Source organism: Caulobacter sp. GW821-FHT12F03 (genome assembly GCF_058806855.1).
On the sequence record NZ_JBXAQC010000001.1, the window covers coordinates 657,787 to 674,130 of the forward strand.

Below are 16,344 nucleotides of genomic sequence, written 5' to 3' on the forward strand. Positions count from 1 at the left end.
CGTTGACCTGCGGCCCGCCGTCGCTAGATTGCCGCCTCCCGCGGGCCCCTGTGGTGGAATTGGTAGACGCGCCGGACTCAAAATCCGGTTCCGCAAGGAGTGTCGGTTCGAGCCCGACCGGGGGCACCATCCCGCCTCGCCCCTGAGGCGTGTTCTTCGCCTGTCGCGATCTCCTGCCCCTAACCCCCGGATGAACGCCCGCCGCGATGCGTCCGGTCCGTGAAGATGCGGGCGAATTATTGCACTGTCCGCTGCCCGGACGATCTGGGCCCTCTCGCACCCCTGTCTGCCCCGGGGGGGGCGGTCTTTGGGGTATTGGGCATGGCGGATCCGGCGATTTCGGACATCAACAATCCGACGTTTCTTGAGAACACCGTCAACGCGACGCCCCAGGTTATCGACTCGGACGTCACGGTCACCGACGCCGACAACGACTTCACCGGCGGCGCGCTGACCGTCATGGGCCTGCTGTCCGAAGACAGCGTCTCGGTGGCCGGCGGCGTCTACATCAGCCTGGTGGGCAATACCGTCTACTACGACGCCGATGGCGCCGGCGGGAACGGGGCCGTGGCCATCGGAACGGCCAGCGGCGGAGTCGGCGCGACCTTCTCGGTGATGTTCAACGCGGCCGCCACGGCCGCGGCCATCACGGCCCTCGTCGAAAGCCTGACCTACGCCAACAGCAGCGACAGCCCGACCGCCACGCGTGTGCTGACGCTCAACATCATCGACGCGGCCGGCCACGACCTGACGGCCGATCCGACGTTCGTGGTTCGCTCCGGGGCGGCCAACCCGGCGGCGGGTGTGGACGTCGGCGTCCGATCCTCGGCGAACTTCGCTGACATCGACGGGGACGGCGACGCCGATCTGGTGATGGGCCAGATCCCCGGCGCCCTGGCCTATTTCGAAAACACCGGCACGGCCTCGGCGCCGGTCTATGTGGCGCGCAGCGGCGCGGCCAATCCGTTCGACGGCATTGATCCGGGCACGGGGGAACGCCCGCTGCTGATCGATATCGACGGCGACCACGATCTGGATCTGGTCGTCGGCGAGTCGTCGGGGCGTCTGATGTACTGGGAAAACACGGGGTCGGCCCAGTCAGCCGCCCTCGTGCGCCGGTTCTTCCCGCTGGATCCGTTGCTCAACGTCGACATCGGCTCCTGGAGCGCCCCGACGGCGGGCGATCTGGACCACGACGGCGACATGGACCTGATCGTCGGCGAGCAATCGGGCCAGATCCTCTATCTCGAGAACACCGGCACGGCGACGGCGGCGGCGTTCACGCAGCGCACGGGAACGGCCAATCCGTTCAACGGCGTCGATCTGGGCTCAATGACGGTGGTGACGCTGGGCGACTTCGACCTGGACGGCGACCTCGATCTGGCCGCCGGGGCCGACGACACGGTCATCCACTACTTCGAGAACGTCGGCACGGCCGCGACGCCGGTGTTCGTGCAGCGCACTGGGGCGGCCAACCCCTTCGCCGCGGTCAGCGTGGGCGCCTACGGCGCGCCCGCCGCGGTCGACATCGACGGTGACGGCGATCTCGACCTGATGGTCGCCAGCTACTCCGGGACCCTCACCTACGTCGAAAACACCACCGCCCACCGGCCGACGTTCGTGGTTCGCTCCGGGGCGGCCAACCCGGCGGCGGGTGTGGACGTCGGCGTCCGATCCTCGGCGAACTTCGCTGACATCGACGGGGATGGCGACGCCGACCTGGTGATGGGCCAGATCCCCGGGGCGTTGGCCTATTTCGAAAACACCGGCACGGCTTCGGCGCCGGTCTATGTGGCGCGCAGCGGCGCGGCCAATCCGTTCGACGGCATTGATCCGGGCACAGGGGAACGCCCGCTGCTGATCGATATCGACGGCGACCACGATCTGGATCTGGTCGCCGGCGAGTCGTCGGGGCGTCTGATGTACTGGGAAAACACGGGGTCGGCCCAGTCGGCCGCCCTCGTGCGCCGGTTCTTTCCGCTGGATCCGTTGCTCAACGTCGACATCGGCTCCTGGAGCGCCCCGACGGCGGGCGATCTGGACCACGACGGCGACATGGACCTGATCGTCGGCGAGCAATCGGGCCAGATCCTCTATCTCGAGAACACCGGCACGGCGACGGCGGCGGCGTTCACCCAGCGCACGGGAACGGCCAATCCGTTCAACGGCGTCGACCTGGGCTCAATGACGGTGGTGACGCTGGGCGACTTCGACCTGGACGGCGACCTCGATCTGGCCGCCGGGGCCGACGACACGGTCATCCACTACTTCGAGAACGTCGGCACGGCCGCGACGCCGGTGTTCGTGCAGCGCACCGGGGCGGCCAATCCCTTCGCCGCGGTCGGCGTGGGCGCCTACGGCGCGCCCGCCGCGGTCGACATCGACGGCGACGGCGACCTCGACCTGATGGTCGCCAGCTACTCCGGCACGCTGACCTACGTCGAAAACACCACTGTCCACCGGCCGACCATCACGGTCACCGTCACGCCGCAGGCGGACGGGCCTGCGCCGATCCTCGGAACCACCGGGGTCGACAGCCTCATCGGCACCAGCGGCGCCGATATCATCGACGGTGACGCCGGCGACGACTTCCTCGACGCCGGCGCGGGCGACGACACCCTGACCGGCGGCGCGGGCAATGACTACCTGCGCGGCGGATCCGGCGCCGACACGATGCAGGGCGGCGCGGGCAACGACACCTATGTCGTCACCGACGCCGGCGACACCGCCGATGAAACCGGCGGCGACGGCGTCGACCTCGTGATCACGTCGCTGGCCTGGACGCTTGGGGCCGGCTTCGAGAACCTGACCCTTGCGGCCCCCGGCGGGGCGATCAACGGGACCGGCAACAGCCTCGACAACCTTCTGCTGGGCAACAGCTCGGCCAATGTCCTGTCCGGCATGGACGGCAACGACACGCTGAACGGCGACGGCGGCGCCGACACGCTCTACGGCGGCGACGGCAATGACAGCCTCGACGGCTCGGTCGGCAACGACATGCTGTCGGGCGAGGCGGGGATCGACACCCTGCTGGGCGGCGCGGGCGCCGACACGCTCGACGGCGGGACCGGCGCGGACACGATGACCGGCGGCCTCGGCAACGACAGCTACGTCGTCGACGACTCCGACGACACGGTCACCGAACTGGCCGCCGAGGGCACGGACAGCGTCTCGGCCTCGGTCAGCTACAGCCTGACCGACAACGTCGAGAGCCTGACCCTGACCGGCTCGGACGACATCGCCGGGACCGGCAACGCCCTGCGCAACACGATCACCGGCAACGCCGGGGCCAACGTCCTGCACGGCGGCGGCGAGATCGACACCCTGAACGGCGGCGACGGCGGCGACACGCTCTACGGCGACGCCGGGGCCGACACCCTGTTCGGCCAGAACGGCGACGACATCCTGTTCGGCGGCGCGGGCGAGGACAGCCTGACCGGCGGGGCCGGCGCCGACCGGTTCGCCTTCACCGACCTCGACGTGCGCCGCTTCGCTCTCGGCCAGACGGTGGAGAAGGACAAGATCCTCGACCTGTCATTCGCGGCCGGCGACCGGATCGACCTGTCGGCCATCGACGCCAACACCGGCCTCGCCGGCGATCAGGCGTTCAGCCTCGTCAGCAAGTTCACCAGGCTGGCGGGCCAGGCGGTGATGACGCTCAGCGCCGGGGTCACCACCCTGCAGCTCGACGTCGACGGCGACGGCAAGGCCGACCTGATGATCGCCATCACCGGCGACGTGACCGGCACGACGGCGAACCTCTACACCGGCGGCGGCGACGTGAACGGCGGCTGGGTGCTCTAGGCAGACCGCAAAACCAGGGGCGACACGCCGAAAGGTTGCGTCGTCGCTTGAAAATCCGTCGAGATAGCAGCGAATTATTTCACTGTTTCCCGAGCGGCGTTCGCCCATCATGGCGTGGGGGGGAGTCCGCATGCCGGACATCCCGCACAGTTTGAACGATTGGCGCGCGCCGTCGCTGACGGCGCGCCGAGGGGCGACTTATGGCGAATTTTCCTGGCACCAGCGGCGATGACACGATCACCGGCACGACCGGCGACGACACGATCACGGGCGACTCGGGGAACGACGTCCTCCAGGGCGGCGCGGGCAATGACACCATCAGCGGCGGCGACGGCGACGACCTGATCAACGGCGGCTCGGGCAGCGACACCCTCGACGGCGGCGCCGGCACGGATACGGTCACCTACCAGACGGCCGTCACCAGCATCGGCATCCGCGTCGACCTGACCGCCGGCACGGCGGGCGGCGACGACGGCTTCGACACCATCCGCAACGTCGAGAACGCCATCGGCACGACCATCAGCGACACCCTGATCGGCAACGCCGGGGCCAACGTCCTGACCGGTCTGGGCGGCGACGACCTCCTGATCGGCGAGGACGGCGACGACACCCTGATCGGCGGCGCCGGCGAGGACTTCCTGCGCGGCCGCAACGGCAACGACCTGATGCAGGGCGGCGACGACAACGACTACCTGCAGGGCGGCGAGGGCGACGACACCTACGACGGCGGCGCCGGCTTTGACCGCGCCGCGGCCGGCAACGCCCTGGGGACCGACAGCCAGACCGGCGTGACCGTCGACCTGGCGATCCAGGGCGTGGCCCAGAACACCGGCCACGGCATGGACACCTTCATCAGCATCGAGCACGTCTCGGGCGGCGTCTTCGGCGACACCCTGTCGGGCAACGCGGGCGACAACTGGATCTGGGGCCAGGGCGGTACGGACACCCTCGACGGCCGCGACGGGAACGACCTGCTGGAAGTCGGCAGCGGCGCGGCCACGGTCATCGGCGGCGCCGGAACCGACACCCTCTCGTTCTTCAACAACAGCAACCTGACCAGCGGCGTGACCGCCTCCCTGCTGCTGCAGGGGCAGGCCCAGACCTTCAACGGAACGTCGACCGTTCTGGCCACCGGCATCGAGAACCTCAACGGCACGACGTTCAATGACGCCCTCACGGGCGACACGGGCGCCAACGTGCTCGCCGGCCGCCAGGGCAATGACACGCTGAACGGCGGGGACGGCAACGACCTCCTGCTCGGCGACGGCGCCATCAGCATCGTCAGCTCGCAGGGCGGCTCCGGGCCGATCACCCAGATCGAGGACCTGGCCACCTTCTTCTCGAACCCGACCTATTCCGGCAACGACGTGCTCAACGGCGGCGCCGGCAACGACCGCCTGGTCGGCGGCGGCGGCGACGACCTCCTCAACGGCGGCGCGGGCAGCGACACCATCGAGGGCGGCGACGGCGTCGACACGGTGACCTACGAGACGGCGGTCACCAGCATCGGCATCCGCGTTGACCTTACGGCCGGCACGGCCGGCGGCGACGATGGCTTCGACACCATCACCGGCGTGGAAAACGCCATCGGCACGACCATCAGCGACACCCTGATCGGCAACGCCGGCGCCAACGTCCTGACCGGCCTGGGCGGAAACGACCTGCTGATCGGCGAGGACGGCGACGACACCCTGATCGGCGGCGCGGGCGAGGACTTCCTCCGCGGCCGCAACGGCAATGACGTCATGCTCGGCGGCGACGACAACGACTACCTGCAGGGCGGCGAGGGCGACGACACCTACGACGGCGGCGCCGGCATCGACCGCGCCGCGGTGGGCAACGCCCTGGCGACCGACAGCCAGACCGGCGTGACCGTCGATCTGGCCATCACCGTGGCCCAGAACACCGGCCACGGCATGGATACCTTCATCAACATCGAGCACCTGTCTGGCGGCCTGTTCGCCGACACCCTGTCGGGCGACACGGGCGACAACTGGATCTGGGGCCAGGGCGGCAACGACACGCTCGACGGCCGCGACGGCAACGACCTGCTGGAAGTCGGCGCGGGCGCGGCGACGGTGGCCGGCGGCGCCGGCACCGACACCCTGTCCTTCTTCAACAACAACGACTTCACCGGCGGCGTGGTCGCCTCCCTGCTGCTGCAGGGCCAGGTCCAGACGACCAACGGGACCTCGACCGTCAACGCCACCGGCATCGAGAACCTGTCGGGCTCGACCTACAACGACACCCTGACCGGCGATGCGGGCGACAACCTGCTGGCCGGCGCCGAAGGCAGCGACACGATCAACGGCGGCGCGGGCAACGACACGATCTGGGGCGACGGCATCGTGATGATGACCTCGAACCAGGGCGGTTCGGGTCCGATCACCTTCATCCAGGACATGGAGGCCTACTACGGTCCCAGCGGCGGCATCGCGTCGGGGGCCGACGTGCTCAGCGGCGGCGCCGGCAATGACACCATCCTCGGCGGCAGCGGCGACGACATCATCGATGGCGGCGCGGACAACGACACGATGGTCGGCGGCCTCGGCCGCGACACCCTGTCCTACGCCTCGGCCACGGCCGGCGTGAGCGTCAACCTCAACACCGCGGCGGCCCAGAACACCGGCGGCGCGGGCGTCGACACGATTTCCGGGTTCGAGAACATCATCGGCTCGGCGTTCAACGACACCCTCATCGGCGGTCCGAGCGGTTCGGTTTTGACCGGCGGCGAGGGCGACGACGTCCTGGTCGTGGTCGGTCCGGGCTCGGACACGATCAACGGCGGTAACGGCGTGGACTTCGCGGTCTTCGCCGCCACGGCGACCGGGGTGAACGTCAACCTGTCGATCACCGGCGCCCAGAACACCGGCGGGTCGGGGACCGACACCCTGATCGGCATCGAGAACCTGCTCGGCACGCAGTTCGCCGACACCCTGACCGGCAACGCCGGACGCAACGTCCTGGGCGGCGGCCTGGGCAACGACACCCTGACCGGCAACGGCGGCTTCGACCTGGCCTACTACGGCGGGACCTACGCCGTTTCGGGCGTGACCGTGGATCTGAACATCCAGGGCGTCGGCCAGGCCACCGGCGGCGCGGGGACCGACACCCTGGTCGGTATCTCCGGCGTCGTCGGCTCCAGCTATGATGACACCCTGACCGGCGACGGCGCGGCCAACGAACTCTACGGCTATGGCGGGGAGGACACGATCCGCGGCGGCGGCGGCGACGACATCATCTACGGCGACGCCCGGCCCGAACTGACCGTGGCCCAGGCCGGCGTGGCCGGCGATGACGTGATCGAGGGCGGCGCGGGCAATGACCAGCTGTTCGGCGGCGACGGCGACGACCTGATCGCCGGCGGCCTCGGCAACGATACGATCGATGGCGGCGCGGGCGTCGACACGGTGTCCTACGAGGCCGCCTCCGGCCCGGTCACCGTGCGCCTGACCACCGGCCGGTCGGCCGGCGCGGACGGCGCCGACACCCTGTCGGGCATCGAGAACATCATCGGCTCGGCGTACAACGACACGCTCGTCGGCGACGCGGGCGCCAACATCATCGCCGCCGGCGCGGGCGCCGATACCGTGCGCGGCGAAGCCGGGGACGACGTCATCTACGGCGGCGACGGCAACGACACCGCCCTGCGCGGCAACGACGGCAACGACGTCATCAACGGCGAAGCCGGCAACGACTACCTCAACGGCGGCGAGGGCGACGACATCGTCAACGGCGGCGCGGGTGAAGACCGCGCGGCCTTCTTCCTCGAAGCGACCGACCCGCAGGTGGGCGCCACCGTCGACCTGCGCATCCAGGGCGTGGCCCAGGATACCGGTCACGGCATGGACACGCTCATCAGCATCGAGCACGTCTCGGGCACCAACTTCAACGACACCCTGACGGGCACGGACTCGGCCAACTGGATCTGGGGCCAAGGCGGCACGGACGTGCTGACCGGCCTCGACGGCGACGATCTGATCGAGGTCGGCACGGGCGCCGCCACGGCCGCCGGCGGCGCGGGCACGGACACCCTGTCGTTCTACAACAACAACGACTTCCTCAACGGCGTGGTCGCCTCCCTGCTGCTGCAGGGCGCGTCCCAGACCGTCGACGGCGCCTCGACGGTCAACGCCTCGGGCTTCGAGAACCTGTCGGGCTCGGCCTTCAATGACACGCTGACGGGCGACGCCGGCGCCAACCTGCTCGCCGGGGCCGAGGGCTCCGACACCCTCAACGGCGGGGACGGCAACGACATCCTGCTCGGCGACGGCGCGATCATGGGGGACAACAACGCCGCCGGCCTGATCGTCCGCATCGACGACATGCTGACCTACTTCGGGCCTGACGCGGGCGTGGTGAGCGGCAACGACATCCTCAACGGCGGCGCGGGCAACGACACCCTCAAGGGCGGCGCCGGCGACGATATTCTCAACGGCGGCGCGGGCAGCGACTCGATCGACGGCGGCGCGGGCATCGACACGGTGACCTACGAGACGGCGGTCACCAGCATCGGCATCCGCGTCGACCTGACGGCGGGCACGGCCGGCGGCGACGACGGCTTCGACACCATCACCAATGTCGAGAACGCCATCGGCACGACCATCAGCGACACCCTGATCGGCAACGCGGCCGACAACGTCCTGACCGGCCTCGGCGGCAACGACGCCCTCTACGGCGAGGACGGCAACGACACGCTGATCGGCGGCGCGGGCGAGGACTTCCTGCGCGGCCGGGCCGGCAACGACACCCTGCTGGGCGGCGCGGACGGCGATTATCTCGTCGGCGGCGAAGGCGATGACTACATGGACGGCGGCGACGGCGTCGACCGCGCGTCCTTCGGCCTGGTCGCCGGCGATCCGCAGGTCGGCGCGACGGTCGATCTGGCGATCACCACGGCCCAGAACACCGGCCATGGCCTCGACACCCTGATCAACATCGAGAACGTCTCGGGCACGGCGCTGGCCGACACGCTGTCGGGCAACGCGGGCGACAACTGGCTGTGGGGGACGGGCGGGAACGACACCCTCGACGGCCGTGACGGCAACGACCTGCTGGAAGTCGGCGCGGGCGCGGCGACGGTCATCGGCGGTAACGGGAACGACACCCTGTCGTTCTTCAGCAACAACGCCTTTGTCGGCGGCGTGACCGCCTCCCTGCTGCTGCAGGGTCAGACCCAGACGACCAACGGAACCTCGAGCGTCAACGCCACGGGCATCGAGAACCTGTCGGGCTCGACCTACAACGACGTCCTGACCGGCGACGCGGGCGACAACATCCTCGCCGGCGCCGAAGGCAGCGACACGCTCAACGGCGGCGACGGCGCCGACACCCTCTGGGGCGACGGCCTGATCCAGATGACCTCGAACCAGGGCGGTTCGGGTCCGATCACATACATCCAGGACCTGACCACCTTCTACAGCAGCGACCCCATCGCGTTCGGCAATGACGTCCTCAACGGCGGCGCGGGCAACGACCGGCTCGTCGGCGGCAGCGGCGACGATGTGCTGAACGGCGGCACGGGCAACGACACGCTCGAGGGCGGGGCCGGCGTCGATACGGCCAGCTACGCCACCGCCACCGGCAGCGTCTTCGTCAGCCTGACCAACGGAACCTCCAGCGGCGCCGACGGCGCGGACACGATCACCGGCGTCGAGAACGTCACCGGCTCGAACTTCGCCGACACCATCCGCGGCGACGCGGGCGCCAACCTCATCAACGCCGGCGGCGGCAACGACCTGGTCTATGGCGGCCTCGGGGCCGACACCATCAACGGCGGCGACGGCAACGACACGCTCTGGCACGGGGCCAACGTCGACATGAGCACCGGCCTGCAGGTCGACTCGGTCAGCGGCGCGATCCTCGGCCTGGCCCACGACGACGGCGCGATCGACACGCTCGACGGCGGCAACGGCAATGACAACGTGTTCGTCGGCCTCGGCGACATCGCCAGCGGCGGCGCCGGCTTCGACCGCCTGTATGTCTCGTTCTTCGGCCGCAACTCGGCGCTGAACCTCGACCTGACCACCGGCGATACGGCGGCCCTGCTCGCCGCCGCCAGCGGCGGCAGCTACAACGGCTTCGAGGAATACGCCGTCTTCGGGACGCTGTTCGACGACACGGTCCACGGCAGCGCGGGCAATGACCGGATCTACGACAACTTCGGCCACAACACCTTCTACGGCGGCGGCGGCGACGACATCCTGAGCGGCGGCTTTGACGGCAGCGTCCTCTACGGCGAGGCCGGCAACGACACGCTCTACAACGGGCGGGGCCTCGACTACCTCGACGGCGGCGACGGCAACGACATCTTCTTCTTCGGCTCGACCCTGGGTCCCGTGCTGGACCCGCCGGGCCCGGCGAACGACACGATCATCGGCGGCGCCGGCCGCGACCGGATCGACTTCAGCAACGTCTCGCCGATCAACGGCCAGGGCGTCACGGTCAGCCTGGCGGTCACCGCGGCCCAGGACATCAACTTCGGCACGGTGACCATCACCGGCGTCGAGGACCTGGTCGGTTCGGCGTTCAATGACACCCTGACCGGCGACAGCGCCGACAACGCCCTGTCGGGCGCGGCCGGCGACGACGTCCTCACGGGCGGCCTCGGCAACGACGCGCTCGACGGCGGCCTGGGCCTCGACACGGCCGACTATTCGGGTTCGCTCAGCGGCGTCATCGTCAACCTGGCGACCGGCCGTGAGTTCGACGACCAGGGGGCGGACACGCTCACCTCGATCGAACGGGTCATCGGCTCGTCGTTCGACGACGACCTGCGCGGCAGCGCGCTGGACGACATCCTGATCGGCGGCGCGGGCCTCGACCTGCTGCGCGGCGATGCCGGCAACGACACGCTCGACGGCGGCGCCGACGACGACACCCTGCGCGGCGGCGACGGCGCCGACACCCTGCTGGGCGGCCTCGGCAACGACTACCTGCAGGGCGGCGAGGGCGACGACACGATCAACGGCGGCGCGGGCATCGACCGGGCGGCCTTCCTGCTCGCGCCGACCGACGTCCAGGTCGGCGTGACGGTCAACCTGACCATCACCGGCGCGCAGAACACCGGCCACGGCATGGACACGCTGACCGGCATCGAGAACGTCTCGGGCACGATCCTCAACGACACCATCGTCGGCGACGGCGGCGACAACTGGCTGTGGGGCGGCTCCGACGGCTCGGGCGTCACCGGCAACGACACCATCAGCGGCGGCGGCGGCAACGACCTCATCGAGGTCGGCGCGGGCAACCACCGCCTTGACGGCGGCGCGGGCATCGACACGGTCAGCTTCTACGGCAACGAGACCGACATCACCTCGGCCGGCGTCACGGTGTCGCTGCTCAACCAGAACCGCGGCCAGGACACCGAACAGGGCACGACCTACCTCGCGGGCTTCGAGAACATCTCGGGTTCGCTGTACGACGACGTCCTGACCGGCGACGTCAACAACAACACCCTGCTCGGCGACGCCGGCGCGGACACCCTCTCGGGCGGCGCGGGCAACGACATCCTCTACGGCGACGGCCGGGTCGACATCAGCACGGTCACGGGCTCGTCGGGCGCGATCATCACGGTCGAGGACGTGGCCATCGCCGACAACGATCCGACCCGCTCGGGCGCGGACACGCTGGACGGCGGCGCGGGCGACGACATCCTGTTCGGCTCGGGCGGCGCGGACCGTCTGCTCGGCGGCACGGGCGCGGACCAGCTCTACGGCGGCGCGGACAACGACACGCTCGACGGCGGCGGCGAGAACGATCTGCTCAACGGCGGCGCGGGCGCGGACCTGATGACCGGCGGCCAGGGCAACGACACCTATATCGTCGACAACATCGGCGACGTGATCGTCGAGCTGGCCAACGGCGGCACGGATCTGGTGCAGTCGTCGGTCACCTACACCCTGTCGGCGGACATCGATAACCTGACCCTGATCGGCGAGGGCGACCTCGACGGGACGGGCAACGCGCTCAACAACATCATCCTCGGCGGCGCCGGGGCCAACACGCTCAACGGCGGCGACGGCAACGACACCCTGTCGGGCTTCGGCGGGGCGGACAGCCTGATCGGCGGCAACGGCAACGACACGCTCGACGGCGGCGAGGGCGACGACCTTCTCACCGGCGGTGCGGGCAACGACCTGCTGACCGGCGGCGACGGCGCCGACACCCTCGACGGCGGCGACGGCCTCGACGTGCTGCGCGGCGGCCTCGGCGCGGACACCCTCCGCGGCGGGCTGGCCAACGACAGCCTGGACGGCGGCGACGGCGACGACCTGCTCGACGGCGGCGACGGCGTGGACACCCTCGCCGGCGGCGACGGGGCCGACACCCTGCTGGGCGGCCTCGGGGCCGACGTCCTCACCGGCGGCGCGGGCGTCGACAGTCTCGACGGCGGCGACGGCGGCGACAGCCTCGACGGCGGCGACGGCGCCGACACGCTGCAGGGCGGTCTGGGCGTCGACACCCTGCTGGGCGGCCTGGGCGATGACTCGCTCGACGGCGGCGCGGACAACGACACCCTCGACGGCGGCGACGGCGACGACCAGATCCTCGGCGGTCTGGGCAACGACTCGCTGACCGGCGGCCTCGGCAACGACACGCTCGACGGCGGCGACGGCGTCGACAGGCTGTTCGGCGGCCTGGGCGACGACACCCTGCGCGGCGGCCTCGGCGCCGACACGCTGGATGGCGGCGACGGCAACGACAGCCTCGACGGCGGCGCGGACAACGACACCCTCACGGGCGGCGACGGCGTCGACACCCTGACCGGCGGTCTGGGCAACGACGTCCTCAACGGCGGCGCCGGCATCGACACCCTCGACGGCGGCGACGGCACGGACACGCTCGACGGCGGCGACGGCAATGACCTGCTGCAGGGCGGTCTGGGAACGGACACCCTGACGGGCGGGCTCGGCGACGACTCCCTCGACGGCGGCGACGGCAACGACATCCTCAACGGCAATGACGGGGCCGACACCCTCGCTGGCGGCATCGGCGTCGATACGCTCAACGGCGGCATCGGCGACGACACCCTCGACGGCGGGGCGGACAACGACACGCTCAACGGCGGCGACGGCAACGACAACCTCCAGGGCGGCCTGGGCGTCGACAAGCTGTTCGGCGGCGCCGGCAATGACAGCCTGGACGGCGGCGACGGGGCCGACACCCTCGACGGCGGCGAAGGCGACGACAATCTGCGCGGCGGCCTGGCCAACGACACCCTGTACGGCGGCCTGGGTCTGGACACGCTGGACGGCGGCGACGGCAACGACCTGCTGGACGGCGGCGATGACGCGGACACCCTGCTGGGCGGTCTGGGCGTCGACACCCTGCGCGGCGGGGCGGGCAATGACGACCTGTCCGGCGGCGACGGCAACGACAACCTCGACGGCGGCACGGGCGACGACACCCTGAGCGGCGGCGCGGGCGCGGACACGCTCGTCGGCGGCCTGGGGGCCGACATCATGATGGGCGGGCTCGCCGAGGACACCTACGTCATCGACGACGCGGGCGACCTGGTCATCGAGCGCTTCAACGAAGGCATCGACACGGTGCAGTCGTCGATCACCTACGCCCTGACGGCCAATGTCGAGCGCCTCACCCTGACCGGCGCGGCCAACATCAACGGGACGGGCAACGAGCTGGCCAACATCCTCACCGGCAACAGCGGGGACAACACCCTGACGGGCGGCGCGGGCGCGGACCAGCTGGTGGGCGGCCTGGGCAACGACCGGCTCGACGGCGGGGCCGGTTCCGACCGCCTGACCGGCGGCCTCGGCGCGGACACCTTCGTGTTCACCGATCTCGACGTGCGCCGTTCGGGCCTCGGCCTGGTCTACGACCGCGACACGATCGTCGATGTCGACTTCACCCAGGGCGACCGCATCGACCTCAGCGGCATCGACGCCAACAGCCTGCTCGCCGGCGACCAGGCCTTCACCTTCGTCTCGGCCTTCACCCGCGTCGCGGGCCAGGCGACGCTGACCTACGCGGCGGGTTCGAACACCTCGACGCTGCAGCTCGACGTGGACGGCGACGGCAAGGTCGACCTGCTGGTGACGATAAACGGCAACCACACCACGGCCGATCCGGTCATCACCGGCGGTTCGCTGCCGACGGACGGCGGCTGGATCCTCTGACCGGACAGGGCGCGGGGACTCCCCAGGGGGTCCCCGCGCCTCCCGCCGTGCTATAGGCGGGCCTTTCAGGAGACCGACCCATGGCATGGACCAAGATCGGCGCCGCCGCCGCCGTGGCCCGGCTCAACGGCTGGACCGCGGCCGCCGACGGCCGCGACGCCATCCGCAAGACCTTCACCTTCAAGGATTTCAACGCCGCGTTCGGGTTCATGACCCGCGTGGCGCTGATGGCCGACAAGCTCGACCACCATCCCGAATGGTTCAACGTCTACAACCGGGTCGAGGTGCTGCTGGCGACCCACGACGCCGACGGGGTGACCGATCTGGACGTGACCCTGGCCGCCTTCATGGACGCCGTCGCCGGCTGATCGCGCCTTGCGCCGGCCGTCCGGGACCGGAACAATGCCGGCCTGGGTGCGGGGGAGCGGCGTAACGTCGATGGCGATCGGAACCGGGGCCTCGTCGCGCCTCAGCAACTGGCGGATGGCGGCCTTCGCCACCCCCTGCATCCCGCTCGCGGCGATGCTCATGCCGGTGACGGCCTACCTGCCCAACTACTACGCCACCGACCTGGGGGTCAGCCTCGTCGAGCTGGGCTGGGCCTTCATGGTCGTGCGTTTCTTCGACCTGTGGTTCGACCCGGCGTTCGGCCTCGTCATGGATCACACCAACACCCGCTGGGGCCGGTTCCGGCCGTGGTTCGTGCTCGGCGCGCCGATCGCCATGGTCGCGGTCTACATGCTGTTCATGGCCAGGCCGGGCATCGGCGGCGGCTACATCCTGCTGTGGCTGATCGTCGGCTTCATCGGCCAGTCGATGGCCCAGCTGGGCCACATGGCCTGGGCCAGCGCCGTGGCCCCCGGCTATGACGACCGCTCGCGGGTGTTCGGCTGGTGGCAGGCGCTGTCGGTCATCGGCATGGTCGCCATCCTGCTGCTGCCGCCGCTGGTGAAGTTCGGCTTTCACGCCGACTACCCGACTGGGATCCGGGCGATGGGCTGGTTCGCCATCATCAGCCTGCCGCTGACGGCGGCCCTGGCCCTGCTGACCATGCCCGAGCCGGCGATCCGGCCGGCGGCCCGCAAGGCGACCCTGGCCGACTATCTGGCGCTGGTCCGGCGCGGCTCGGTGCTGCGGGTGCTGGCGGCAGACATCTGCTGGGGCACGGCCCTGTCGGTCAGCGGCACCCTGCTGTTCTTCTTTTTCGACGCGGTGCGCGGCATCGAGCGCGGCACGGCCGGCCTGATGCTGATCGTCTACTTCCTCGGCGCCCTGGCCGGGGCGCCGATCTGGACGCGCCTCGCCCGACGCCTCGGCAAGCATCGCGCGCTGATGATCGGCGGCGCGGGCTGGGCGGTGATGCAGGTCGCGGTGCTGGTCTCGCCGGACAACCTGCTGTTCGGCTTCATCACCATGTTCTTCGCCGGCCTGCCGTTCGCGGCCGGGCCGATCCTGCTCAAGGCGATGATGGCCGATGTCGGCGACGAGGAGCGGCTGGCCAGCGGCGTCGACCGCACGGGCCTGCTGTTCTCGCTGCTGACCGGCTCGGTCAAGATCGGCTCGATGCTGGCGGTCGGCGGCAGCCAGTTCCTGCTGGCGGCGGTCGGCTTCGACGCGAAGCTCGGCGGGGACAACAGCCCGCTGGCCCTGACCACCCTGGCGGCGATGTTCGCCTTCGCCCCGGGCCTGCTGGCCCTCGGCGCGGTCTGGGCGATCAGCGGCTACCGCATCGACGCGGCCGCCCATGGCGACATCCGCCGGGCGCTGGCCGACCGCGACGCGGCAGCCTGATCCCTGAACGACAACGCCCGGCGCGCCGGTGGGACCGGCGGCCGGGCGTCCTCGTCGCTGGATCGGTCAGGCGGTCGTCAACCCGCCCGGCCGGAAGGCGGGGTTCAGAAGCCGATGAACTTCGAGAAGGTCGGGACCACCAGCAGCCAGGTGGCCAGGGCGTAGTCCATCGACTCGGACGTGTAGCCCTTGGCCACGTCGATGTCGTAGCGCGCGTAGGGGTCCATCTCGTCGTCCAGGGCGCAGCGGGCGAAGCGCTTGGTGTAGTTCCACTCGTTGCACTTCGAGTAGGTCATGCCGTTGTCGAGGTCGAACCCGGCGGAGAACTGGATGCTGGTGCAGCGGCCGGCGGTGCAGTCGTAGAAGTAGATGCGCCAGTTGATGTCGTCGGACGCGCTCTTGATCATGGGATCACCGGCGTCGTCCTTGGTGATCTCGACGGGCAGCTTGCGGGCGCGCAGGACGGAGGCGACCTCCTGGGCGCTGACGCCGGCCGACGGATAGGTGTAGGCGGCGGCGGGAAGGGCGGTGCAGGCGACGGCGGCGACCGCGACCGCAGCGGCGATGAGCTTTTTCATGGTGGTAGTCCCCCAAGTGATGCAGGCGATAC

The 16,344-nt window shown here is 70.3% G+C and carries 5 protein-coding genes and 1 tRNA gene; 5 read left to right on the forward strand and 1 reads right to left on the reverse strand.

Features of this window, described 5'->3' with window-relative positions; translation table 11 throughout:
* The first annotated feature begins 44 nt into the window (after positions 1-44).
* The 5 genes from AC1RN0_RS03235 (at position 45) to AC1RN0_RS03255 (ending at position 15,734) form a co-directional block, all read left to right on the forward strand.
* Positions 45-129 (forward strand) — tRNA-Leu (locus AC1RN0_RS03235).
* A 192-nt stretch (positions 130-321) separates the two neighbouring features.
* Entirely contained in the window at positions 322-3,804 is a 3,483-nt protein-coding gene (locus tag AC1RN0_RS03240; protein WP_492785988.1) for an FG-GAP-like repeat-containing protein, read from the forward strand.
* 200 nt (positions 3,805-4,004) lie between these two features.
* Positions 4,005-13,943: a M10 family metallopeptidase C-terminal domain-containing protein gene (locus tag AC1RN0_RS03245; protein WP_492785989.1), complete on the forward strand. Its 9,939-nt coding sequence runs from the start codon at positions 4,005-4,007 to the stop codon at positions 13,941-13,943.
* A gap of 80 nt (positions 13,944-14,023) precedes the next feature.
* Complete coding sequence (locus AC1RN0_RS03250; RefSeq protein ID WP_492785990.1) at positions 14,024-14,311, forward strand: 4a-hydroxytetrahydrobiopterin dehydratase; 288 nt, start codon at positions 14,024-14,026, stop codon at positions 14,309-14,311.
* Positions 14,312-14,381: 70 nt separating this feature from the next.
* The gene (locus AC1RN0_RS03255; protein ID WP_492785991.1) at positions 14,382-15,734 is read left to right on the forward strand and encodes an MFS transporter; all 1,353 of its coding nucleotides are present in this window, start codon (positions 14,382-14,384) and stop codon (positions 15,732-15,734) included.
* Positions 15,735-15,838: 104 nt separating this feature from the next.
* Here AC1RN0_RS03255 and AC1RN0_RS03260 read toward each other — a convergent pair whose 3' ends face one another.
* On the reverse strand, positions 15,839-16,312 hold the full coding sequence (locus AC1RN0_RS03260; RefSeq protein ID WP_492785992.1) for a YbjN domain-containing protein: 474 nt from the start codon (positions 16,310-16,312) through the stop codon (positions 15,839-15,841).
* Positions 16,313-16,344 lie beyond the last annotated feature (32 nt).